The organism is Neorhizobium descurainiae (genome assembly GCF_051400715.1).
In the GTDB taxonomy this organism is placed as follows: domain Bacteria; phylum Pseudomonadota; class Alphaproteobacteria; order Rhizobiales; family Rhizobiaceae; genus Neorhizobium.
In genome coordinates this window covers 249655-270977 of the sequence record NZ_JBLFFK010000007.1, presented here as the reverse complement: position 1 = coordinate 270977, position 21323 = coordinate 249655, and the positions used below count along the sequence as shown (strand labels likewise).

Sequence of the window (21323 nt, the reverse complement as noted above, 5' to 3'; positions counted from 1 at the left end):
AAGGAGAACAGCTGATGAATACCCGCAATCTCTTCTTCGCGAGCCTCCTGGGCGCGACTGCCCTCTGGGGCACCGGCGCCTACGCGCAGGACACCACCTGCACCGGCGAAACGGTGACGCTGCGCATCCTGCGCACGCCCGGCAACTACCCCTATCCAGCACCGATGGAAGCCTGGCAGAAACAAAATCCCTGCGTCAAGTTCGAGATCAACGAAGTTCCCTTCGCCCAGCTCGCCGACACCATTTCCGTCCAGGCGGCCAGCTCCAATCCGCCCGACATCATCGTCTATGACGGTCCGAACACGCAGTCCTATGCCGCGACCGGCATTCTGCTGCCGATCACCAAATACCTTCCGAAAGGCTGGGACGAAGACATCCTGCCCGCCACCAAGGCGGAGCATAGCTACGAAGGCGAGGTTTATTCGCCGGGTATAGAGCAGACCACTGTCGCCATGTACTACAACAAGACGCTGGTGGACGCCGCCGGCATCAAGCCGCCACAGACGCTCGACGAGGCATGGACCTGGCCGCAGGCGCTCGAAGCCTTCAAGGCTTGCCAGCAGGGTCCTGCCGGTTCGCCGACAGTCTGGGGTCTCGGCCCGACCCGCTTCGGCAACGGCCAGCCCGGTCTCGTCTACCAGGACCTGATCTACCAGCGCTCGGCGGGCGATCCAAAAGCCGATCCATCAAGTTCCGCTTACAAGACTTTCTGGGCGCTCTCGCCTGACGGCAAATCGGTCGAAGGCTATCTGAACACGCCGGAGGCTGTGGAGGCCCTGACCTTCTACCGTTCACTGTTCAATTCCGAAGGGGTAGCGCCCAAGGTCGGCATCCCGAATGCCTTCTTCGATGGCAAGGCCTGCTTCTACATCGACACGCCTGCCGCCGGAAACGCGCTCCTGAAGGATCCGAAGATCGAGTGGGGCATCACGCCGATCCCGTACTTCAAGACGCCCATCGTCCACACCGGCTCGACGACGATCGGTGCGACCGCGCGCTCCAGGCATCCGGAGATCGCCGCGAAGTTTGTCGTCGACATGTCCTGGGGCGAGTACGCTTACATGAATGTCAGCCAGCGCGGCAACCTGCCGACGCTGAAAAGCCTTTTCCCGCGCTTTGCTGTCTACAACAGCTATCCCATGAAGGTCTTCGTCGACCAGTTGCAGGAATGGGGCCAGCCGCGCCCGCCGGGCCCGAAGTTCGCCCAATACGACAAGCTCGTCACCGATGCTTTGCGCGCCGTCGCCTTTGGTGGTGACCCGGCCGAGCTGATGGCTGACGCGGAGAAGAAAGTTCAGCGGGTCCTCGACCGCTAACAGCGATGGACGCAAGAATGTCGGTCACGAATACCCTCTCCCAGGCTTCGGCCAAGACGAAATCGAAGACGCGGAAGCCCGCCACCCGCCGGCAGAAGCGAGACTGGATGTTCGCGGCCGGCTTCCTTGCACCGTTCATGATCCTGCTGCTGGTCTTCCAGTACGTGCCTCTGCTGCTGATGGCCCGCAACAGCGTCTATGACTACAGCCTGCTCAACCCGGCGGCGGCCAAATTCGTCGGGTTGCGCAACTTCACGGACATGATCGAATACGAGGATGCCGCCGTCAGCTTCGGCGTCACCTTCCTCTTTGCGCTCGGGGTGGTGCTGTTCGTCATCCCGGTCGCCTTCTCGCTGGCTCTGTTCCTCAACTCGAAACTGCCGGCCCGCGGGCTCGTCCGTACGATGATCATGCTTCCGGTCGTGACCTCCTCGGTGGTCGTCGCGACGATGTGGTCCTTCCTGCTCGATCCCTCGAACGGTCTCATCAACGGCGTCCTGAACGTCGCCGGCATCGGCAATCAGCCGTTTCTCACCTCCACCAGCCAGGCCCTTCCCGCGCTTATTGCGATGACGCTATGGCAACAGGTCGGTTTTGGCGCCATCCTCTTCCTTGCAGGCCTCCAGGGCCTGCCGGCGGAGTTGACAGAAGCTGCCCGCATCGACGGCGCCACCCGCCGCCAGGTCCTTTGGAATATCACCGTCCCGCTTCTGTCGCGCACGACGCTCTTCGTCGTCGTGATCATGACCGTGTTCTCGCTGCAGGCCTTCGCGCCGGCTTTCCTGATGACGCAAGGCGGACCGCAGGAAAGCACCAACCTGATCGTCTACCATATCTACAATACCGCCTTCATCATGCAGCAGGCCGGTTATGCCTCCGCCCTTTCCGTCGTCCTGCTGCTCGTCGTGCTGGGCATTTCCATGGCCCAGATGGCGCTGTTGCGCTCTCGCTGGAACTATTGACATGAAGAAGCATCACATGCGGCGCGCATTCTTCGTCACCCTCGTCATTGCCCTGATCCTGTGCTGCTTCCTCGCGCCCTATGCCTGGATCGTGGCCTCGTCCTTCAAGAACCAGCTCACCCTGTTCAACGACGTGACGCCGCTGTCGTGGAAAGCCTTCTTGCCTGTCGGAGGCACGATCGAGAACTACCAATCGTTGTTTGAGCGAACCAATGTCCTGACGGCACTCGCCAACACAGCCATAGTCGCAGGCGGACAGGTGGCGCTCACCCTCCTCCTCTGTTCCATGGCCGCCTATTCGCTGACGCGCGTCAGCTTTCCCGGCGCAAAAATCGTCTTCGTCCTGATTCTGGTCACGTTCCTGCTGCCGATCGAAGCATTGATGGTGCCGCTCTATCAGGTCGTTTCCGGTCTCGGCCTTTCCAACACCCTCCTGGGTGTCATGATTCCCTGGGTTGCCAGCCCCTTCGGTCTTTTCCTGTTGAAGCAGGCCTTCGAGGAACTGCCGGTGGAGCTGGAGGATGCCGCGCGCATCGATGGCGCCGGGCATGTGCGTATCTTCTTCTCGATCGTGCTGCCGAACGTGAAGGTGCCGATGCTGACCCTCGGCCTCATCACCTTCCTCTTCTCCTGGAACAGCTTCCTCTGGCCGCTGGTGATCGTGCAGGATCCGGCCAATCAGGTGATCCAGGTGGCGATCGCCCAGCAGGGTTCGCCGACGCAGCTTCCGAATTGGGGCGAGACCTTCGCCGGCGCGACCGTCGCGACACTGCCGCTCATCCTGCTTTTCCTGCTGCTGCAGAAGTATTTCACGCAGGGCATGACGACCAGCGGCATCAAGGGATAGCGATGACGAAGACCGTTGAAAACCTCGCTCCGCTCGCCACGCTTGACGCGCCGATGGGCGGACAGATCGGCTACCGCACCTTCGGCACCATCGGAGATTGGCTGGTGCTCATCCACGGCTGGTGCGGCAATGCCGACCAGTGGAACCCGATCATTCCCGATCTCGCGCGCCGCTTCCGCATTCTCGCAGTCTCCCATCCGGGCTTCGGCGGAATGCCCGCCCCGCCCCGCCCCGGCCAGACGATCGGCGCAATGGGCGCGGCGGTCGCCCGTCTGTTGGATCACCTGGAGATCGGCAGCGCCACGCTTGTCGGCCACTCCATGGGCGGGCCGATCATGACAGAAGTGGCGATCCTGGCGCCTGGCCGGGTGAAGGCACTGCTCGGCCTGGACACCCTAACCGACCGGGATTACTACGGCCGCCTGCCGGACGACGAGATCCGGCGGCGTCATCAGGAATTTGCGGCCGACTATGGCGGCAGGATGCGCGCCATGATCGACAACATCGTCCATCCATCCACCGGTAACATCATCCGGCAAATGATCTTCGACGACATGATTGCCTCGGCTCCGGCCGATTTCGCGCTGGACATCAAGGACGATCTTTTCGCCTGGAACGCCGAGGACCGCTGGCCGCTGGTCCGCTGCCCGGCCTTGATGCTCAACTCCGCCTGGGTCGCCCGCCTTGCACATCCAGATCCCATGCGCTGCTTCGAAGGCATTGAGGTCGTCCCCTACGATTCAGGTCATTTTCCGATGGTCGAGGCTCCCGCGATGATTGTGGAAAAGCTCAAAACTTGCATAACGCGGCTGGTATACCAATAATCCGCGCATTGAATGCACCGGTGAAAGAAAAGTATAAATGGCGCCAGCAAAGTCTCGATTGGCCGTTTCGCGAAACGCGAGAGGAGTAATGGATTTGGATCAGGATGAAAGGCGTCCGCCGGAAGCAGCAAACGGGCGGGCGCCGACGCGTTCCGGCGAACTGCGCGAACAGCTGGAGCAGATGATTTTGGACGGCCGACTCGCTCCGGGCGAGAGGCTTGACGAGATGGAGCTCGCCCGGCGCTTTGGCTTGTCTCGCACGCCCGTCCGCGAGGCCATCAAGGCGCTTCTGGCCATCGGCCTCGTCGAAACGCGCGGCCGCCAGGGCACCCACGTCGCCGTGCTCTCCATTCCGGCCCTCATCGAGATGTTCGACGTCATGGCGGCGCTCGAAGGGCTCTGTGCCCGTTTGGCGGCGCGCCGCGCCACGCCGGCCGAGCGCGCCGCGATGCGCCAGGTCCACGAGGAACTGGTGCAGGCCCATGAAGGGGGCGATCCTGTCACGTTCTACAAGATCAACCAGAAGTTCCACGACCTGCTGTACGAGGCGGCCCACACGCACTTCATCGCCGACCAGGCGCTGCAGCTTCGCCGGCGCATTGGCGCTTACCGCATGCGGGCGACCTACCAGCCCGGGCGCATGTTAAGTACCCTGAGCGAGCATGTCCGCATCATGGACGCAATCGACGCCGGTGACCCGGAGGCCGCGCGCAAGGCCGCCAGCGATCACGTTCAACTTCTGGGCGACCAGCTGACCGACTTCATCTCCTCGCTTCCCGCCAATCTGAGCCGCGCCCAATAGGCGGCGCGAACTCGCCGGCAACCGCCAAAGAAGGCCGCAGCCGACCATCCGCTCTATCGCATGGCGAACGTGTGGCAGCCCGCGCATCTCCTGGAGCGGAGGCAACGGAAACGAAGCATTCAAGCATAGGTTTCTGGCCAGTCTCGACGGCCAGCCCTTTGTTACATGGTCGGTCCCGTCAACGGCTACTGATCGCCCTCGCCTGCCCGTCCTAGAGTGCGGGACGCCTTAGATGGAACGAGATCTTCTTCTGGTAGGCGCCGCCTGCCCTGCACAAAAGCGCCTCCGCGAACGGACGGCCGACGAACTGGAAGCCGATCGGGATGCCTTGGGTACTCTGTCCGCATGGTAGCGTGATCGTCGGATAGCCGCATACGTCGAACGGCGCCGTAAAGGGACCGATCGCGAGAATGGCGGCCGGATCCTCGCCCAGCGATGCCATGAAGTTCAGCGAAGGGCCGGCGACGGGCAGCCCCGGCACCAGCAAGAGATCGATTTCGGCGAACATTCGCGCGATCCGGCCGTTGAAGTCGCGGCGGTCCTGCAGCGCAACCGCCATGTCGCGGGCCGTATGAGCGCGCCCGCGCTCCAGCATGGCCGAAAGACGCTCGCCGTACTCCGCCTTGCGGGCTGGATAGGTAGCCTCGTGCGCCAGCGCACACTCGACGGCGCATTGCACGGCCCAGCCGCGAAGGGCCGCGTCAGGATCCGGAAAACTCACATCGACGAAACGGACACCCAGTCCGCTCATGATCTCGACAACCGCCTCGATGGAAGCCTGCACTTCGTCCGTCGCACGCGAGGCGATAAAGGAGCGATCGATGCCGATCGTCAGGCCGTCCGCATCGGCCGTCAGGGCCGCCGCCAGATAATCGTCCACCGGAACGCTGGCCGCAGTGGGGTCGGCCGGGTCGGGACCGGCAATGGCTGCGAGAAGGGCCGCCGCATCGGCGACGCTGCGCGCCATCGGTCCCACATGATCGAGGGATTCGGCGAGCGGAAACACGCCTCGGCGGCTGACCCGACCCCAGGTGGGCTTGATTCCGACGACACCGCAGCAGGACGACGGCAGCCGGATCGAACCGCCGGTGTCCGTCCCGAGCGTGGCATAGGCAAGCCCTGCCGTGACCGCGACACCCGATCCAGACGACGATGTACCCGTCCAGTGCGCGGCCCCGAACGGATTGACGGGAGGCGTTATGGCAGGGTGATGGTCGGCATAGACCCCTTCGGTCAGCGTCAGCTTCCCCAGCATGACCGCGCCGGCCTCCCTGAGACGGGCGGTTGCCGTCGATTCCTCCGCGATCGTCCGCCCGGTGAAGACGGGGCTGCCGAAACCTGTCGGGATGTCGACGGTGGCGAACGCGTCTTTGACCGCCAGCGGGATTCCGTGCAGCGGTCCCCGCCACTTGCCTTCGGCAATCTCCGCATCCGCCGCACGGGCAGAAGCACGCGCGGCTTCCGGCGCCACGGCGGCATAGGAATGCAATTTCCCATCGTGAGCCGCAATACGCTCCAGCATCAGTTCCGTCAGATCGACCGAGGTCAGCGAGCCGAAGCGGATCGCATCGGAAAGTCGGGTGAACTCGGCGGACCACAGCGGCACTTCAGTCATTCGTCATCCTCTCGATATCCGTTGCTCCGCCAGATGCACTATCCAATTCAGCCTGAAAAACCAGTTTTGTCAAAAACGAATACATTTTAGGCAGAAAGTGCATCCATAATGGAATGCGCTGAAATTATAGCGCGTTCCGGAGCTAAAGTCCCAGATAATCAAGCATTCGGAATGCGAAATTCGCCTGGCACGTATATTGCATCCCTATTTAATGCATACATAAACAGGGGAACACGATAATGAACCTCCCGCTCAAGAAAAGTATTGCTGCCCTCGCGTTCGCGGTCGCCGCCATCGGCACTTCGCTGCCAGCCAAGGCTGCGGAGACCGTTTCCATCAGGCTGAAATGGGTTGCGCAGGCGCAGTTCGCCGGCATCTATGTCGCCAAGGCCAAGGGCTTCTACGAAGAGGCGGGCCTGGACGCGACGATCAGTCCCGGCGGCCCCAACATCAATGTCGAGACGCTGGTCGCCTCGGGGGCCGACACCTTCGGCATTGCCAGCGGCACGGAAGGCGTTCTCTACGCCCGCGAGAAGGGCCTGCCGCTGATCTGCATTGGCATGTCCCAGCAGATGACGCCCTTTGCCTATGTTGCCTACGACAACTCCGGCATCAATTCCGTCAGGGATTTCAAGGGAAAGACGGTCGCTACCTGGATGACCGGACCACAGTTCACGCTCTACTCCGTGCTCGCGCATGAGGGCCTGTCGCAGAGCGAGGTGAATGTCGTCTCCCAGCCTTTCTCCATGCAGCCATTCATCGACAAACAGTACGACGTCGCGACGGTCACGCTTTACAACGAGCTCAACACGCTGAAAGAACAAGGCATCAATAACATCAAAACCTTCCTCCCCGACGACTCCGGTGTGACGACCCAGCAGGATTCGATCGTCACGTCCGAAAGGATGATCAAGGAAAAGCCGGAAGTGGTGCAGGCCTTCCTGAGCGCCACGCTGAAGGGCTGGAAATACGCCTTCGAAAACAAGGCCGAAGCCATCGACATTGTCATGGCGGCCGGCTCGGGCCTCGAGCGCAAACACCAGGAACTGATGCTTGATGAGATCGAGAAGCTGATGCGCGCGAACCTCGGCGGCAGCGAGGGGCTCGGCGCCATCGACATGGCCTCGATCAAGGCCGTGCACGACAGCCTGATCGAGTACAAAGCCCTGAAGACGCCGGTCAACCTGGATGCCGCCTTCAACCAGACCTTCTGGAAAAAGGTACCGGCCCCCAGCAAGTCCATGTGAACCGAAGCGGCGAGGCCGGGAATTCGGCCTCGCCAGGAGGATGTCGCGATGGACCGCCAGCTCCAGCCACGATGCCTGCGTGCCCCCCTTTTCAGCGCCTGGCCCTCGATGTCCGCCCCCTTACGGAGTTTCCATGAAGCTACGCCCGGCCCTTGAAAATCCTACCGCTGCCCTGGCGCTCGCCGCCGTGGCTTGGCTGGTCCTGGTTCCGCTTCTCGGCGTTCCCTGGCGCTATCTTCCGCCGCTCGACCGCGTGCTGGCCGACGCCGTTTCGGTCTGGCCCGAACTCTGGGCCAGCTTTCTGCGGACCCTGCTGGAAGCAGCCCTCGGCTTTGTCGCCGGAACGGCGCTCGGCATCGGTTTCGGCATAGCCTTCGCCTGGAGCAGGATTCTGGAACGGTCGGTACTGCCGCTTTTCGTTGCCTTGCAAAGCGTGCCGGTCATCGCTTTCGGCGCGATCGTCGTCATATGGTTCGGCAACAGCATCCTCGCCAAGGTCGTGATCGCTCTCTACCTCACCTTTTTCCCGGTGGCCGTCGCGACGCTGAGAGGCTTGCAAATGGTGGACGAGAAGCGCGAGGCATTGTTTTTGAGCTTTGGTGCAACACGTGCGCAAATCTTCTGGCGCCTCGCTCTACCCACCGCACTGCCTTCTCTCTTCATCGGTCTCAAGCTCGGCATGTCGCTGAGCCTGGTCGGCGCCATCGTCGGCGAGTGGTTCGGCGACAATGTCGGCCTCGGCGTCATGCTGCTGCAGGCGCTCTATTTCGAGCAGGTGGAGCGCGTCTGGGTGCTCATCGTCGTGTGCGGGCTTCTCGGCATGCTGCTCTATGGTCTGCTCGCGTTCATCGAGAGGAAATATGTATGGTGGCGCACCGCATGAAAGCGCTGGCTGCGTGCCTGCCTGTCCCGCTTGCCCTCGTCGTTCTGCTGGCCGCCTGGGAGGCCGCAGTCGGCGCCGGCGGAATTCCGCAATACGTGCTGCCGGCACCGAGCGGCATAGCCGCGGCCGCGGTCCAGCGCTTTCCGCTGCTCGCCGATGCGCTGTGGCTGACGACGTTCGAGGCGCTGTCCGGCTTTGCAATCGGCGCTCTGATCGGCCTGGCGGCGGCCTGCCTTTTCTCGCTGCTGCCGCTTGCGAGGGCCTTGCTGTTGCCACTCGTGATAGCCCTCAACACGGTGCCATCCATCGCCTTCGTACCCTTGGCGTTGCTGTGGTTTGGCATGGGCCCGGCCTCGAAGATCGCCATTGCGGCGCTGGCGGTAAGCTTCGCGGTCCTGCTCGGCGCGATCGAAGGCTTTTCGCGCACGGAAGACGGACAGGTCAATCTGCTTCGCAGCTTCGGGGCAAGCCGGTTCGCCATACTCCGGCGCTTGCGCCTGCCGGCCGCCCTGCCCGCGATCGTCACCGGGCTGCGCATCGGCCTCGCCCGAAGCACGATTGCTGTAATCGTGGCCGAGATGCTCGGAGCCTACAAGGGCATCGGCCAGGTCGTCTATCGCGCAACAGCCGAGATGGACTCGCTCACCGTATGGGCGGCCATCCTCGTGTCGTCGCTCACGAGCCTGGCTCTCTACGGCCTGCTCGTCCTGATCGACCGTCGGCTGGTCTGGTGGTCTTGAAGCGCAGGTGTTGAGATCCCATCAGGATGGATAGCGACCTGGACAATGGCAGAGTGAGGCTGATGGCTGCATCCGTTGCCGTGCCGCGCCGTCATCGCCGCGCGAAGAGGGATCGCATCGACGGAAATCGCTCGCGATCTTTCTGACGGAAGCGCCGTCGTCATTGCATCCGATCGTTTCCTAAAATCCGCCACCCGTCGAGTATTTGAGTTCCCACCCCCGACTGCAGCGCCGCGTCGCGAAGGGTTCTGATGAGGATCGAGGACGCACTGATCGACCCTTTTCTGGACGCCTCTGCGCGCCGGAGGCGCGCGCGGTCGCCGGGCACGGTGACGATACCGCCTTCGGCCCTCGCGGCAGCCGAGCGGATCTCGTCCGCAAATGCATAGGCCGCGTCCTGAAACCCCGTACGCGTCCCGTCGGCATGGATATAGATCGAGAACATGCTGTTCGTATTCAGGCTCGGTTCCCCTCGGCGGGGCAGGAGCGATCCCAGGAGTTCCGCGAATACGGCGATCCCATACCCCTTGTAGCCTCCGAAAGCGGCAATCGCCCCCTCCCCTTTGACGAAGACGGCCGGATCGTCGGTGCTGCTTCCGTCGCGCCGGATGATGCTGTCGCGATCGAGCCGGCGGCCTTCCTCGTAGGCAAGCTGCACCGAATTGCCGGAAAGCTCCGCGACGGAGAAATCGAGGATGACGTGCTCGCCCCCGCTTGCCGGCGCGCCCATCGCCACTGGACAGGAACGCAGACGGGGTTCGGCGGCGCCATAGGGTACGACATTGGGTTTTCCGCCCGTGCCATGGGCGAAATGCAGTGAGATGACGTCCAAATCGGCGGCGATCTCGGCCCATCGACCATTCCGCCCGAGGTGGCCGGAATTGTCGAGCGCCACGGCACAAATTCCCTCCACGCCGGCACGCTCGGCGCCAAGACGCGCACAGAACTCCCCCGCCACCTGGCCAAAAGCCCGGTTGCCATTCACGAAGACGATGTTCCCGCTGTCTTGGACGACAGCCGGAGCGGCGGTGCCGGAAACCTCCCCCTGGGCCAGGCGCCGCAGATACATGGGCAAGAGCCGGAGACCGTGAGAGGAATGGCCGGTCATCTCAGCCTCCACCAGATGCTCCGCAACAATTGCCGCATGCTCGGCTGAAGCCCCGGCGGCAGCGAGAATGGAGCGCGCCAGATCGCGCGCCTGGTCGAGAGGAACGAGCCATTCCGGCTCAAGACGTTCGTCGGCCATGGTTTTTCCTTATGCCATCGCAGCATCGGCTGTGCAGGTGACGATGTGGTACAGGACACGCGAAGGCACGCTCCGCACAAGCGGCTTTCCTGATCGATCGATCTGATTGTACCACAGAGGCCCGCCGCTCATGGCGAACCAGGCAAGAATGGTGCCGGCAAGACGGTTTGCCCGCGCCGCGGCTTCTTCGTCTCCCATACGTGCGCGCCGCGCATGATACCGTATGGCCTCGGTCTGGGGCCACAACAGCTTGCTGGCGATTTTTACCCTACCGTCCGGCGTTACTTCTTCGAAGAGCCCATGAGGATACGATGGATCTCGCTCGATCCCGTAATGCCAGCCAAACGACGCAAGACGGTGTGACAGCGAAGAATGTGCTTCGTGAACGTCGAGCAGCCAGGCCCATTCGAACTGATGCCCCGGCTGCCGCACATCTCTTTCGTGGGGAGGAAGGCTCCAATCCGTCAGAAAATACTCCCCCATCGCACCATCCCGGTTGGCGAGCGCGGAAAAGAGGACGACAATCTCCATTGCGCGATCCCGCGCATCGCCTGCCCAGCCTGCCTGCTCCAAAGCCAGAAAGGCTTCGAGGAGATGCATGTGGGGGTTCTGCCGCCGGAATCGGTTGGCGGCATCGACCGGTGCTAGTTCGTGGTATCCGCCATGCCTGGTATCCTTGAGCCGCCGGTCGAGTGCTTCCAGTGTCCTTTCGATCCACAGGTCCGCATCCGCCATCCCGAGGCGCCGCAGATAGGCCAGCGCGAGCAGCGCAAATGCCTGATCATAGGCATCGCATCGTTCATCCATCACTTCGCCGCCGGCCGTGGCCGCATGCATCCATCCTCCGGCGGAACGGCTCCAGAGACGGCTCGCCATCCATTCGAAACCGGCAAGTGCGATCTCGGCGTAGCGTCTTTCCCCTACCAGAAGAGCGCAATGGGCAAAGACGTAGATTTGTCGCGCCTGTACGCGGGTGTGGAACATCTCGTTCGGCAGAGGACGCCCGCCAAGATCGAACTCCTCCACAAAGGCGCCGCAGGAAGACAAGCCTTTTTCCACGAAGAATGGCAGCAATAGGTCGAGCGTCCAGCGGCGGAGGCGCCGGATGTCACCGCCCACCGATGACAGGGTGCCAGTCCGGGCGTCTCGGATCGGTACGGAACCGTGCATAGTAATCGCCCTTCTCCTCGAAATACCGCTCGTACTTGTCCATTTTTTCGGGGTCGAGCTCGACGCCGAGGCCGGGTCCCGTGGGCACGCCAATAGCGCCGTCGACATAGCGCAGGGGGCCGCCTGCGATGATGTCGTCGGTCAGATAGTGATAGTGAGCATCGCCCGCATAGATCATCTCCGGCACCGTCGCCGCAGTATGGATCATGGCGGCCAGTTCGATGCCGAATTCCGAGCCGCTGTGCATCGCAACGCCTATGCCGAAGCTGCGGCACACTGCGCACAGATCCTTCACACCGCGCGGTCCTTCCCAGTAGTGCAGGTCAGTGAGGATCACGTCCGCTGCACCGAGCCGGATACCGGGTCCAAGATCGTCGAAGCGGGCCGGATACATGTTGGTCGCAATGGGCACCCGCACGCGCGAGCGCACGGCGGCATTGCCTTCGATGCCCCAGGACGGATCCTCGAAATATTCGATATCGAGGCTTTCCAGGCGCTTGCCGATCTGCACGGCGGTCGCGATCGACCAGGTGCCGTTCGGATCGATACGAAGGCCGAATTCGGGTCCGAGGCGGTCGCGGCAAAGTTCCAGCACACGCGCCTCCTCCCGCGGCTCCATAACGCCCGCCTTGAGTTTCATGGCGCGGACGCCGAGCGTCTCTGCGAGTTCCTCGCAGTGTTCGGCCACGTGTTCGGCCCTATCGTCGTCTCCGCCGCCCGGCTTGTCGTAGCGCCAGAACAGATAACCGATGAAGGAGACGCTGTCGCGGATGCGCCCGCCGAGAAGATCGTGCATCGGGCGGCCAAGCGCCTTGCCCTGAATGTCGAGGCAGGCGATCTCGATGGCCGCATATATACGCGCGTTCGACTGGAAATAGGTGTTGCGCAGGATTTTCGCCTTGATGAGTTCCGTGTGGAAGGGGTCGAGGCCAATCAGACGGCTTTTCAGCTTTTCGAGAGCCCCGCGCTGGTCGCCGCCGCCCACTTCGCCCAAGCCGACTATGCCCTCGTCCGTGATGAGTTCTAGCACCGTCCGCATGAAATAGCCGGGATGAACGCCGGTGTTGCTGCGCAGTTGCGCGGATAGCGGTATCGCCACACAGCGGGCTCGGAGATCGACGATCTTCATGCTTGCATCCTCTCCACGGCGTTGGTCTTGCGCCCGTTGCGTACCCATTCGGCATGTCGCTCCAGAAGAGGCGGCGTGGGCGGGTAGATATCGTTGATCGGTTCACCGGCGAGAACGCACAGGGCGATGAATTCCTCAACGTCCTCTTTCTTGACCGCCTCGTCGGCAATCTCGGCAGCCAGCGCCCGGGGAATCACCACCACGCCCTCCTGATCGCCGACGACAATGTCACCTGGAAACACAGTGAGGCCGCCGCATGCGATCGCGCAATTGGCCTCGACGGGATGGTGCCTTACCATGATTGGAGGTGCCGCCGGCATTTTCTGGTAAGTGGGAATATCGAGCATGCCTATGCTCGGGCTGTCGCGAAATCCGCCGTCCGTGACGATGCCTTCCACGCCGCGCACCATCATGCGCATGACGAGAATCTCCCCACAGGACGCGGCACCGGCATCGCCTCGGGAGTCGATGACCAGCACATGACCTTCCGGCATCGTCTCGACAGTGACGCGCTGGATGTCGCGCCGATTGTCGCGGCTGAAGATATTGCCGAGGTCTTCCCGATAGGGCACCAGCCGCAGCGTATAGGCCTCGCCCACCATCTGACGTTTCCCGGCTGCTACCGGGCGGACCTCCTTCATGAAGGTGTTCGTGAAACCACGCCGCAGCAGCAGGGTCGTGAGCGTTGCCGTGGTGACATTGCGAAGTTTGTCGCGGACTTCCTCGGTCAAGGGCGTATCGGATGGAGTTGTCGAGTTCATTGCAAACCTCTGGCTGTATGGAGAACATCGTCCCGAATGCAGGCTTTCTGACGTGTCGGTCCGACTTGACGCAGGGTCGGTATGGTCTCGGCACAGGCTGGAAGCACGTGGGGACAACGGGTACGGAAGACGCATCCGGAGGGTGGCTTGACCGGGGACGGAATATCGCCCTTCAGGAGGAGCCGGTCCTTGCGCAGGCCGCGACGCGGATCTGGAGCGGCGGCGAGCAGCGCGTCCGTGTAGGGATGCAGTGGCTTCTCGAAGATCTCCGCAGCAGGCCCGATTTCCATGAGACGTCCGAGATAGAGCACCGCCACCCGGTCGGCGATGTGGCGCACCACGCCGAGATCATGGGAAATGAACATGACGGTCAGGCCGAGGCTGTCTTTCAGATCCTGCAGCAGATTGACGACTTGCGCCTGGATCGAAACGTCGAGCGCCGACACCGGCTCGTCGGCGACGATGAAATCAGGCTCTACCGCGAGAGCCCGCGCGATCCCGATGCGCTGCCTCTGTCCTCCCGAAAACTCATGCGGAAACCGCTGCGCCGCCGCCGGGCGGAGGCCCACCTGTTCGAGCAATGCGGAAATGCGCTCCCGCCGCTCGCCCGCATTTCGCCCGATCCCCTGAACCGAAAGAACCTCCTGCAGCGCATCACCGATGCGCATATGCGGGTTGAGCGACGAGAACGGATCCTGAAATATGATCTGCATGCGCCGGCGGAACGCTCGCAGTTCGGCATGCCTGAGCTGCATGAGATCGACACCGGCGAGCCTCACCTCGCCTTCGGTCGGCTCGAGAAGACGCAGGATCAGTCGGCCCAGCGTGGATTTGCCCGAGCCGCTTTCGCCGACCACGGCCAGAACCTCGCCGCGGCGAATGGAGAACGAGACGTCCTCGACCGCCTTCACATAGCCTGTGACGCGCTGAAGCACCCCTTCCCGAATCGGGAACCATTTGCGCAGATGCCGCGCCTCAACCAAGAGGTCGGAAGATGAGGTCGTCGCAGCCGGTTCAGCCAAGGACATCGATGGGCTCCAAGTCATGCCAGCGGATGCAGCGAACCGCTCGATCCTTTAGGAATTCCAATGCCGGATCCTGACACCCGCGGCACTCCGCTATGGCGTAGCGGCAACGGGGTGCGAAACGGCAGCCGGTTGGAAGCTGCGCGAGATCGGGCACCATCCCCGGAATTGCTTCCAGCCTCCGCGCCGATCCATTGACGGACGGCACGGAGCGGAGCAGACCCTGCGTATAGGGATGGGCCGGTCGGGCGAGGATATCCGCGACCGGACCGCTTTCCACGATCCGGCCGGCATAGATGACCGACATGCGGTCGGCGATCTCCGCGACCACGCCAAGGTCATGGGTGATGAACAGCATGGACATGTCAAGCTCCGCCTGAAGACGGCGAAGCAGGTCCAGGATCTGCGCCTGGATCGTGACGTCAAGCGCGGTGGTCGGCTCGTCGGCGATCAGCAGGGCGGGCCGGCAGGCCAGAGCCATGGCGATCATGACGCGCTGCCGCTGGCCTCCCGACATTTCATGAGGCCAGCGGTTGATCTGATGGGCAGGTTCCGGCAGACCCACCAGTTCAAGAAGGGATTGCGCAAGCTGCCGTGCCTCGGCACGGGAGGCGTGGCGATGGAGGCGGATCGCCTCCATGATCTGCTGTCCTACCGAATGCAGGGGATTGAGCGATGCCATCGGTTCCTGGAAGATCATGGCGATCTCATTGCCCCGGATGCCCCGCATGGCGCGGGCGCTGAGCCGCGTCAGATCCTGTGTCCTATCGCCATTTCGCCATAGAACCTTGCCGGTGATTTCGGCATGGGGCGGCAGCAGCCCCATGATCGCCAGGCTGGTCACCGACTTTCCAGATCCCGATTCCCCAACCATGGCGATCGTCTCGCCATGGCCAATGCTGAAACTCACCCCGTCCACCGGCCGGACATGACCGCCCGGCTGGGGAAAGGCTACCGTCAGATCCTGCACGTCGAGCAGCGGAGGCGACTTGTCGGACGACAGCACGTCAATCTGCCTTTTCGAGCCAGGCCTGGGTGAAGAACCATTGCCCGCTGAAATCGCGACCGACATCGTGCACTTCGGTGCGGATGATGTCGACGTTGCTCCGGAAAAAGAAGTAGGTCTGGTAGTAGTTATCGAGCAGCATGCGCTGGATATCGCTGTAGACCTTCGCCCGCTCCTTCTGGTCGTTCATCGAACGGGCCTTGTCGACCGCGTTGAAGATCGCCTCGTCGCGCACGCCCGGGTAATTCGATCCGGCATTGCGGCTGTAATAGGTGCTGAAGCTCATGTCGGGATCGACACGCGGCGTGTTCGCCCGCTGCAAGGCCATGTCGTAATTGTAGCTCAGGACCTTGTCGAGCCAAGCCTGGCGCTCGAGCGTCTCGATGTTGAGCTTGATGCCGACTTCGGCGAGCTGCGACTGGATGATCTGCGCAATGCGGGTATCGGGGTCACGCTGGATGACACTGAGCGTGATCGCGCCTTTATGCCCGGAGGCTGCGTAATGCTTCCGGGCGAGTTCCGGATTATAGGCGTGAGGCTTCAGGTTCGGATCGCTGGCCCATGACGAGGGAGGCTCGAACGTCGCCGTCACGACCCCCGTTCCACCCGTCACGACGCGCGAAATCACCTCGCGGTTGATGCCGTAGGCGACAGCCTTACGCAACTCGATGTTGTTGAACGGAGGACGGGTGAGATTGAAGGAGCTGAATTGCGCCGTACCGACATGGTTCGGAAAGACGTCGACGTTGGGATCGCTTTCGATTTGCGCATAGTCCTTGTCGAGGATCGTGTCCCCGAGCTGAACGTTGCCGGAGCGGACCTCGACGATCTTGACCGCCGAGTTGGCGATGAAGCGGGTCACGACGCCATCGAGATAAGGCAGCTGATCGCCATCCGGCGCCTTGCCCCAATAATCCTTGAAGCGCTCGACGGTGATCCGGTCGCCGCCGCGCCAGCTGACGAAGCGGAACGGTCCCGTGCCGACCGGATTGCGTGCAAAACCATCCGGATTTGCCTGAAGCGCCGTCGGAGAAACGATCATTCCGGCTTCGTTCGCCAGACCAGCAAGCACGGCACCGGAAGGCGCCCGGAAATTGACGCGCACGGTGGAGTCATCGATGATATCCGTGGACACCATATCGACGACGAATTGGCGTGCCCGCGCCTTCACGTCGGGGTTGACGATCCTGTCGAAGTTGAACTTCACCGCCTTCGCGTCGAATGGCGTTCCGTCGTGAAAGGTAATGCCCTTCCGCAATTTGAAGACGATGGACTTGCCGTCTTCCGCCAGCACCCAGCTTTCGGCCAGTTGGGGCGTCAGTGTCCCATCTGCCGCCTGATAGTACAGATTCTCGAAAATCTGCATGTAGACGGAGCGATCCTTGCCGGGCGCATTGCCGAAGGCGGGATCCAGCGTCGCCGGCTCGAGATCCATCGCGGCAGTCAGAACCCCTCCCCTGTGCGGTTTTTGTTGTGCGGCAACGCCACTTGCCGAAGACATGAGCGCCGCGGCCACGCCGAGCGCGATTACGAACTTGCCGAGCATGCTTTTCCTCCCCTGAGCAAACCGACTTCCGATGCCAATAAACGCTGTTTGGATAAATGTCAACTTGACACCAGATATCAACTGATCGAATATGTTTGCGACAAGGAGAAAACATGTTTGACGTCAAGGTTGAAAATCTCGCGCGCCCTCGCCTGTCGGACGCCGTCGTGCAGCATATGGCGGAGTGGATATGCAACGGCAGCCTGAAGCCGGGCGACGAGCTGCCGGCCGAGGCAGAACTCGCCCGCCGCTTTGCCGTCAGCAAGGCTGTCGTCCGTGAGGCCCTGCAACGGCTCGGCGAGATGGGCGTGGTCGACATACGGCACGGCAAATCGACCACCATCCGCGAGCAGGGATCCGAACCGCTGGCACAATACTTCCAGTTTGCCGTGCGAACCTCCGCCAACGGATTGCGCGAGGTCGTGGAGCTGCGTCGGGCCCTGGAAACCCACACAGTTTCTCTCGCGGCGCGCCATATCACCGAGACGGAGCTGGACGACCTTCGCCGGCAGGTTGATATCCTCAGCGAAAACCGCAGGAATTCGGAAGTCTGGATCCCTGCGAACGCCGCCTTTCACATGATACTCGTGAAAGCGAGCCGCAACGTGCTGATGACGCGGCTCTTCGAGGCATTGGGAGGACCGATCGAGGAAAGCATGCGCCGCCTCCACGCTCAGCGTCACGTACGCGATCCCGACGAGACCTTCCGCCGCCACGTCGACATCATGACCGCCGTCACCGCCCGCGACCCCGAAGCGGCCTTCGCCGCCATGCAGCGCCATTTCGACGCCACCGAGCCGGCGATCGTCGCGGTCCTCAGTCGGGAAGCCGGCGAAGCGCGCGACGCCGGATAGGAAACCTACGATGATATCGTTTCTTATCCGCCGACTTCTGCAGCTCGTTCCGGTTCTTCTGGTCATGAGTGTCGTGGTGTTCTCTACGTCGATGATGCTGCCCGGCGATCCGACGACGGCAATCCTCGGAGAGGATGCGAGCCCGCAGGATCGCGCCGCGCTGCGGGTCGAGCTCGGACTGGATCAGCCCGTTCTGATCCAGTACGGCCGCTGGCTCGTTCGCGCCTCTTCAGGCGATCTCGGACGGTCGCTCCGCACCCGCGAACCAGTGGCAGAAATGCTTGCCTCGCGCGTGCCGGTGACGCTGGAGCTCGGTCTTCTCGCCGTTGTTCTTTCGCTGGTGCTCGGCATTCCGCTCGGCATCGTCGCGGCTCTGAAGAGAAATTCCTGGATCGACAGCCTGGTCAGCGCACTCTCCCTGTCCAGCATGGCCATCCCCTATTTCTGGGTGGGCATCCTTCTGATCATGATCCTTTCGATCCATCTCAGATGGCTTCCGCCATCCGGCTACGTCCCCTTCTTTTCGGATCCGGTCATGAACCTAAAGCTGATGATCATGCCGGTCATCACCATCGGGACGGCCCAGGCGGCTCTCGTCATGCGGCAGACCCGCACCGCGATGCTTCAGGTGCTGTCGCAGGATTATGTCCGTACGGCGCGCGCAAAGGGTGCGGGCGAAGTCCGGGTGATCCTCGGCCATGCCCTGCGCAATTCACTCATTCCCGTCATCACGGTCGTAGGCCTGCAGATGGGCGCGCTGATCGGTGGTGCGGTGGTGACTGAGACGGTGTTTTCGCTCCCGGGTCTCGGCCGCATGATCGTGGACGGCATTTTCGAGCGCGACTTTCCGGTGGTCCAGGGAGCCATTCTCGTCGTGGTGCTCGGCGTTCTGCTCGTCAATCTCGTCACTGACTTGAGCTATACCCTCGTCGACCGGCGCGTGAGGCTTTGACAGATGCAGATTGAAACCTCTTCCTCGGCGGCATTTCAGGCTCCGCCCGCCCGTGAGCGCAGCCCCGCCGGGATTGCCCTGGCCAAGATCTGGCGCCATTCATTGGGCCGCGCCGGCATCATCGTCCTCGGCATCTTCCTGCTTGCCGCCCTTGCCGCACCCTGGATCAGCCCTTACAGTCCGACGACGATCGACTACGACGCCATCCTTCAGCCGCCAAATTTCCAGTATTGGCTCGGCACGGATGAGCTGGGTCGCGACATTCTCTCCCGGATCATCTTTGGGGCGAATGCTTCGCTGCAGGTCATGGCCATCTCGATCATCATCGCCTTATCGCTCGGCGTCACCATCGGGCTGATCACGGGCTACTACGGCGGCTGGCTGGACGACGTCGTCATGCGCATCATGGATGGCCTGCTTGCCTTCCCGATGCTGGTACTGGCCCTGGCGATCGTTGCGACCCTCGGGCCTGATCTCAGCAACGCGATCATCGCGATTGCCATCGTCAATGTCCCCGGCTTCGCCCGATTGGTGCGCGGCCAGGTGCTCACGTTGCGCGGCGTGGAATTCGTTCAGGCCGCCCGCGCCAGCGGTCTTTCCGATGCACGCATTATCTGGCGGCATATCTGGCCAAGCGTTCGCGGCAACGTGATCGTCTATGCTTCCTTGAAGGCTTCGACCGCGCTCATCACCGAAAGCGCGCTCTCCTTCCTTGGTCTGGGGGTCCAACCACCCACTCCCACCTGGGGATCAATGCTGTCCGTCTCGATGCAATATTGGGATGCATGGTGGATGGGCGTCTTCCCCGGCGCCGCGATTTTCCTGACCGTCCTAGCGTTGAATTTCTTGGGTGACGCCCTCCGTGACTCTCTCGATAGCCGCCTTAAGGATTGACACGTGAAGATCACTGCTGTCGAAACCGTCCAGATCCCGCCGTTTTACAATCTGTGCTGGGTACGGCTTCACACCGACGCGGGCCTGATCGGTCTCGGCGAGACCTTCCGGAATGCCGCAGGCGTGGCCGCTTACACTCACGATGCCTTGGCGCCGCTGCTGCTGGGCCGCGATCCGCTGGCCATCAACGGACTGGCCTCGGACATGCGCACGCGACTCGACAACCGCATGCAGGGATTTCCGACGCGCTCGATCGAATTGCAGTCCGTTTCCGCGGTCGACATCGCGCTCTGGGACATCATGGGAAAAGCGCTTGGGCAACCGCTCTACCAGCTTCTCGGAGGAGCGTGCCGGGACCGCGTGCCAGTCTACAACACCTGTATTCGGCCCGGTCGCGACAGCGTGGCGCGCCGCCTGATGCACTACGTGCCCGGAGCCGAGGGCACGGCTAACATTCAAGGCGGCAGCAACGGGGTGAAAGGCGACAATCTCGAAGAGCCCGGAGAGCTTGCTGAGGAACTGCTGGCGGAAGGCTTTACGGCGATGAAATATTCGCCCTTCGACCCATTCGCCGATAAAACCCGCGGCTATGACATTTCCCTGGCGGACCTCAATCAGGGCGTGAAATCAGTCGAGAAGATCCGCAAGGCGGTCGGCAATCGCATAGACATCTACGTGGACTACCACACCCGGTGGCAGTTGTCCGGGGCTCTCAAGATCGCCGGGGCGCTCAACGACCTAGACGTGGCATGGCATGAAGACGCCGTGCAGATGCACAATCTCGGTGATCTCGAAACCTTCCGAGAACATGTTCGGGGGCATGTGGTCGGAGCGGAAGCCTACGCGACTGTAGACTGGCTCCGCGAGATGTTGCCGCGCCGGGCCCTCGACATCGTCATGTTCGATGCCGGCTGGATCGGCGGCATCAGCGAAACGAGGGATATCGCCGCTCTCTGCCGAAGCTTCGGCCGGCCATTCTCCCCGCACGATGCGACCGGACCGGTTGTCCTCCTGGCCGGCATCCATCAGGCTATCGCTTCTCCCCTTGCCCTGAAACAGGAGGTCGTCCGCATTTTTCTCGGAGGGTATTACCGGAACCTGGTGACGGAATTGCCCCGGATGGAAAACGGCTACATTTATCCGGCGGAAGGCTTAGGGCTTGGGACCGAGCTTCAACCCGCGCTCCTTCGAAAGGACGGTGCGCAATGCCGCACGACGACCATCAACGACTAGTGTTACCGGGAGCATGCTGCCGTGCGCAAGCGTACCATCAGGATAGCCCTCGCCCGCTGCTAAGTCACACCGGGCGTCAGGAGCGACCGCGTCTCCCGGACTTTCCGATCCCATAGGGGGACGGATGAATGCGTTCAAGACAGGGAGACGACCGAACATGCTCACGACTTTCGCAGGAGGTCGCCGCCGACCTGCCCCCTTTGACGAAACGCTCGTGGCCGAAGTGATCGCAACAGGCGCGACACAGGCTGAACTTGCAGAGGCATGCGCC

At 62.3% G+C, this 21323-nt stretch carries 20 protein-coding genes; 12 read left to right on the top strand and 8 right to left on the bottom strand.

Annotated features, from left to right (window positions below):
* Positions 1-14: 14 nt before the first annotated feature.
* The 5 genes from ACMGE0_RS15260 to ACMGE0_RS15240 all read left to right on the top strand — a co-directional run bounded on the left by ACMGE0_RS15260 (position 15) and on the right by ACMGE0_RS15240 (position 4751).
* Positions 15-1316 carry an extracellular solute-binding protein gene (locus tag ACMGE0_RS15260; protein ID WP_436816709.1) on the top strand — a complete coding sequence of 434 codons (1302 nt, stop codon included), beginning with the start codon at positions 15-17 and terminating at the stop codon, positions 1314-1316.
* A gap of 17 nt (positions 1317-1333) precedes the next feature.
* Positions 1334-2278, top strand: a complete 945-nt coding sequence (locus tag ACMGE0_RS15255; protein ID WP_436816708.1) for a carbohydrate ABC transporter permease — start codon at positions 1334-1336, stop codon at positions 2276-2278.
* Position 2279: 1 nt separating this feature from the next.
* On the top strand, positions 2280-3125 hold the full coding sequence (locus ACMGE0_RS15250) for a carbohydrate ABC transporter permease (RefSeq protein WP_436816707.1): 846 nt from the start codon (positions 2280-2282) through the stop codon (positions 3123-3125).
* Between the two features lie 2 nt (positions 3126-3127).
* Positions 3128-3949: an alpha/beta fold hydrolase gene (locus ACMGE0_RS15245; protein WP_436816706.1), complete on the top strand. Its 822-nt coding sequence runs from the start codon at positions 3128-3130 to the stop codon at positions 3947-3949.
* A gap of 88 nt (positions 3950-4037) precedes the next feature.
* On the top strand, positions 4038-4751 hold the full coding sequence (locus tag ACMGE0_RS15240) for a GntR family transcriptional regulator (RefSeq protein ID WP_436816705.1): 714 nt from the start codon (positions 4038-4040) through the stop codon (positions 4749-4751).
* A gap of 211 nt (positions 4752-4962) precedes the next feature.
* Here ACMGE0_RS15240 and ACMGE0_RS15235 read toward each other — a convergent pair whose 3' ends face one another.
* The gene (locus tag ACMGE0_RS15235; protein ID WP_436816704.1) at positions 4963-6366 is read right to left on the bottom strand and encodes an amidase; all 1404 of its coding nucleotides are present in this window, start codon (positions 6364-6366) and stop codon (positions 4963-4965) included.
* Between the two features lie 239 nt (positions 6367-6605).
* On the opposite strand from ACMGE0_RS15235, the gene ACMGE0_RS15230 reads away from it, so the two are divergent.
* The 3 genes from ACMGE0_RS15230 to ACMGE0_RS15220 all read left to right on the top strand — a co-directional run bounded on the left by ACMGE0_RS15230 (position 6606) and on the right by ACMGE0_RS15220 (position 9236).
* A complete protein-coding gene (locus ACMGE0_RS15230; protein WP_436816703.1) occupies positions 6606-7613 on the top strand; it encodes an ABC transporter substrate-binding protein in 1008 nt (335 codons plus the stop codon).
* Between the two features lie 133 nt (positions 7614-7746).
* Entirely contained in the window at positions 7747-8496 is a 750-nt protein-coding gene (locus tag ACMGE0_RS15225) for an ABC transporter permease (protein WP_436816702.1), read from the top strand.
* Entirely contained in the window at positions 8478-9236 is a 759-nt protein-coding gene (locus tag ACMGE0_RS15220; protein WP_436816701.1) for an ABC transporter permease, read from the top strand. The genes ACMGE0_RS15225 and ACMGE0_RS15220 overlap by 19 nt, the downstream gene beginning before the upstream one ends.
* Before the next feature lie 160 nt (positions 9237-9396).
* Here ACMGE0_RS15220 and ACMGE0_RS15215 read toward each other — a convergent pair whose 3' ends face one another.
* The 7 genes from ACMGE0_RS15215 to ACMGE0_RS15185 are packed head-to-tail and all read right to left on the bottom strand — an operon-like array spanning position 9397 to position 17119.
* Positions 9397-10482 (bottom strand): Ldh family oxidoreductase, encoded by a 1086-nt coding sequence (locus ACMGE0_RS15215; protein ID WP_436816700.1) that lies wholly within the window; start codon positions 10480-10482, stop codon positions 9397-9399.
* Positions 10483-10491: 9 nt separating this feature from the next.
* Positions 10492-11556 carry an AGE family epimerase/isomerase gene (locus ACMGE0_RS15210; protein WP_436816699.1) on the bottom strand — a complete coding sequence of 355 codons (1065 nt, stop codon included), beginning with the start codon at positions 11554-11556 and terminating at the stop codon, positions 10492-10494.
* A gap of 34 nt (positions 11557-11590) precedes the next feature.
* Positions 11591-12781 carry an enolase C-terminal domain-like protein gene (locus tag ACMGE0_RS15205; protein ID WP_436816698.1) on the bottom strand — a complete coding sequence of 397 codons (1191 nt, stop codon included), beginning with the start codon at positions 12779-12781 and terminating at the stop codon, positions 11591-11593.
* A complete protein-coding gene (locus tag ACMGE0_RS15200; RefSeq protein ID WP_436816697.1) occupies positions 12778-13542 on the bottom strand; it encodes an RraA family protein in 765 nt (254 codons plus the stop codon). Before ACMGE0_RS15200 ends, ACMGE0_RS15205 begins: the two co-directional genes overlap by 4 nt.
* Entirely contained in the window at positions 13539-14570 is a 1032-nt protein-coding gene (locus ACMGE0_RS15195) for an ABC transporter ATP-binding protein (protein WP_436816696.1), read from the bottom strand. Before ACMGE0_RS15195 ends, ACMGE0_RS15200 begins: the two co-directional genes overlap by 4 nt.
* On the bottom strand, positions 14557-15570 hold the full coding sequence (locus tag ACMGE0_RS15190) for an ABC transporter ATP-binding protein (RefSeq protein ID WP_436816740.1): 1014 nt from the start codon (positions 15568-15570) through the stop codon (positions 14557-14559). The genes ACMGE0_RS15195 and ACMGE0_RS15190 overlap by 14 nt, the downstream gene beginning before the upstream one ends.
* Positions 15571-15574: 4 nt before the next feature.
* Positions 15575-17119 carry an ABC transporter substrate-binding protein gene (locus ACMGE0_RS15185; protein ID WP_436816695.1) on the bottom strand — a complete coding sequence of 515 codons (1545 nt, stop codon included), beginning with the start codon at positions 17117-17119 and terminating at the stop codon, positions 15575-15577.
* A 113-nt stretch (positions 17120-17232) separates the two neighbouring features.
* Between ACMGE0_RS15185 and ACMGE0_RS15180 the strand changes: the two genes are divergently transcribed.
* From ACMGE0_RS15180 to ACMGE0_RS15165, 4 genes are read left to right on the top strand one after another with little or no spacing between them, the layout of a single operon-like run.
* Positions 17233-17973 (top strand): FadR/GntR family transcriptional regulator, encoded by a 741-nt coding sequence (locus ACMGE0_RS15180; RefSeq protein ID WP_436816694.1) that lies wholly within the window; start codon positions 17233-17235, stop codon positions 17971-17973.
* 10 nt (positions 17974-17983) lie between these two features.
* On the top strand, positions 17984-18925 hold the full coding sequence (locus ACMGE0_RS15175; protein ID WP_436816693.1) for an ABC transporter permease: 942 nt from the start codon (positions 17984-17986) through the stop codon (positions 18923-18925).
* A 3-nt stretch (positions 18926-18928) separates the two neighbouring features.
* Positions 18929-19819, top strand: a complete 891-nt coding sequence (locus ACMGE0_RS15170) for an ABC transporter permease (protein ID WP_436816692.1) — start codon at positions 18929-18931, stop codon at positions 19817-19819.
* A 3-nt stretch (positions 19820-19822) separates the two neighbouring features.
* A complete protein-coding gene (locus ACMGE0_RS15165; RefSeq protein WP_436816691.1) occupies positions 19823-21052 on the top strand; it encodes a mandelate racemase/muconate lactonizing enzyme family protein in 1230 nt (409 codons plus the stop codon).
* Positions 21053-21323: the final 271 nt, after the last annotated feature.

What these genes read in the sequence shown, in the direction of transcription:
- ACMGE0_RS15205 (WP_436816698.1), bottom strand. Translation starts at nt 12,781, where the DNA reads ATGAAGATCGTCGATCTCCGAGCCCGCTGTGTGGCGATACCGCTATCC.
- ACMGE0_RS15225 (WP_436816702.1), top strand. Translation starts at nt 7,747, where the DNA reads ATGAAGCTACGCCCGGCCCTTGAAAATCCTACCGCTGCCCTGGCGCTC.
- ACMGE0_RS15260 (WP_436816709.1), top strand. Translation starts at nt 15, where the DNA reads ATGAATACCCGCAATCTCTTCTTCGCGAGCCTCCTGGGCGCGACTGCC.
- ACMGE0_RS15185 (WP_436816695.1), bottom strand. Translation starts at nt 17,119, where the DNA reads ATGCTCGGCAAGTTCGTAATCGCGCTCGGCGTGGCCGCGGCGCTCATG.
- ACMGE0_RS15250 (WP_436816707.1), top strand. Translation starts at nt 2,280, where the DNA reads ATGAAGAAGCATCACATGCGGCGCGCATTCTTCGTCACCCTCGTCATT.
- ACMGE0_RS15240 (WP_436816705.1), top strand. Translation starts at nt 4,038, where the DNA reads ATGGATTTGGATCAGGATGAAAGGCGTCCGCCGGAAGCAGCAAACGGG.
- ACMGE0_RS15175 (WP_436816693.1), top strand. Translation starts at nt 17,984, where the DNA reads ATGATATCGTTTCTTATCCGCCGACTTCTGCAGCTCGTTCCGGTTCTT.
- ACMGE0_RS15195 (WP_436816696.1), bottom strand. Translation starts at nt 14,570, where the DNA reads ATGTCCTTGGCTGAACCGGCTGCGACGACCTCATCTTCCGACCTCTTG.
- ACMGE0_RS15245 (WP_436816706.1), top strand. Translation starts at nt 3,128, where the DNA reads ATGACGAAGACCGTTGAAAACCTCGCTCCGCTCGCCACGCTTGACGCG.
- ACMGE0_RS15170 (WP_436816692.1), top strand. Translation starts at nt 18,929, where the DNA reads ATGCAGATTGAAACCTCTTCCTCGGCGGCATTTCAGGCTCCGCCCGCC.
- ACMGE0_RS15200 (WP_436816697.1), bottom strand. Translation starts at nt 13,542, where the DNA reads ATGAACTCGACAACTCCATCCGATACGCCCTTGACCGAGGAAGTCCGC.
- ACMGE0_RS15180 (WP_436816694.1), top strand. Translation starts at nt 17,233, where the DNA reads ATGTTTGACGTCAAGGTTGAAAATCTCGCGCGCCCTCGCCTGTCGGAC.
- ACMGE0_RS15215 (WP_436816700.1), bottom strand. Translation starts at nt 10,482, where the DNA reads ATGGCCGACGAACGTCTTGAGCCGGAATGGCTCGTTCCTCTCGACCAG.
- ACMGE0_RS15255 (WP_436816708.1), top strand. Translation starts at nt 1,334, where the DNA reads ATGTCGGTCACGAATACCCTCTCCCAGGCTTCGGCCAAGACGAAATCG.
- ACMGE0_RS15235 (WP_436816704.1), bottom strand. Translation starts at nt 6,366, where the DNA reads ATGACTGAAGTGCCGCTGTGGTCCGCCGAGTTCACCCGACTTTCCGAT.
- ACMGE0_RS15230 (WP_436816703.1), top strand. Translation starts at nt 6,606, where the DNA reads ATGAACCTCCCGCTCAAGAAAAGTATTGCTGCCCTCGCGTTCGCGGTC.
- ACMGE0_RS15220 (WP_436816701.1), top strand. Translation starts at nt 8,478, where the DNA reads ATGGTGGCGCACCGCATGAAAGCGCTGGCTGCGTGCCTGCCTGTCCCG.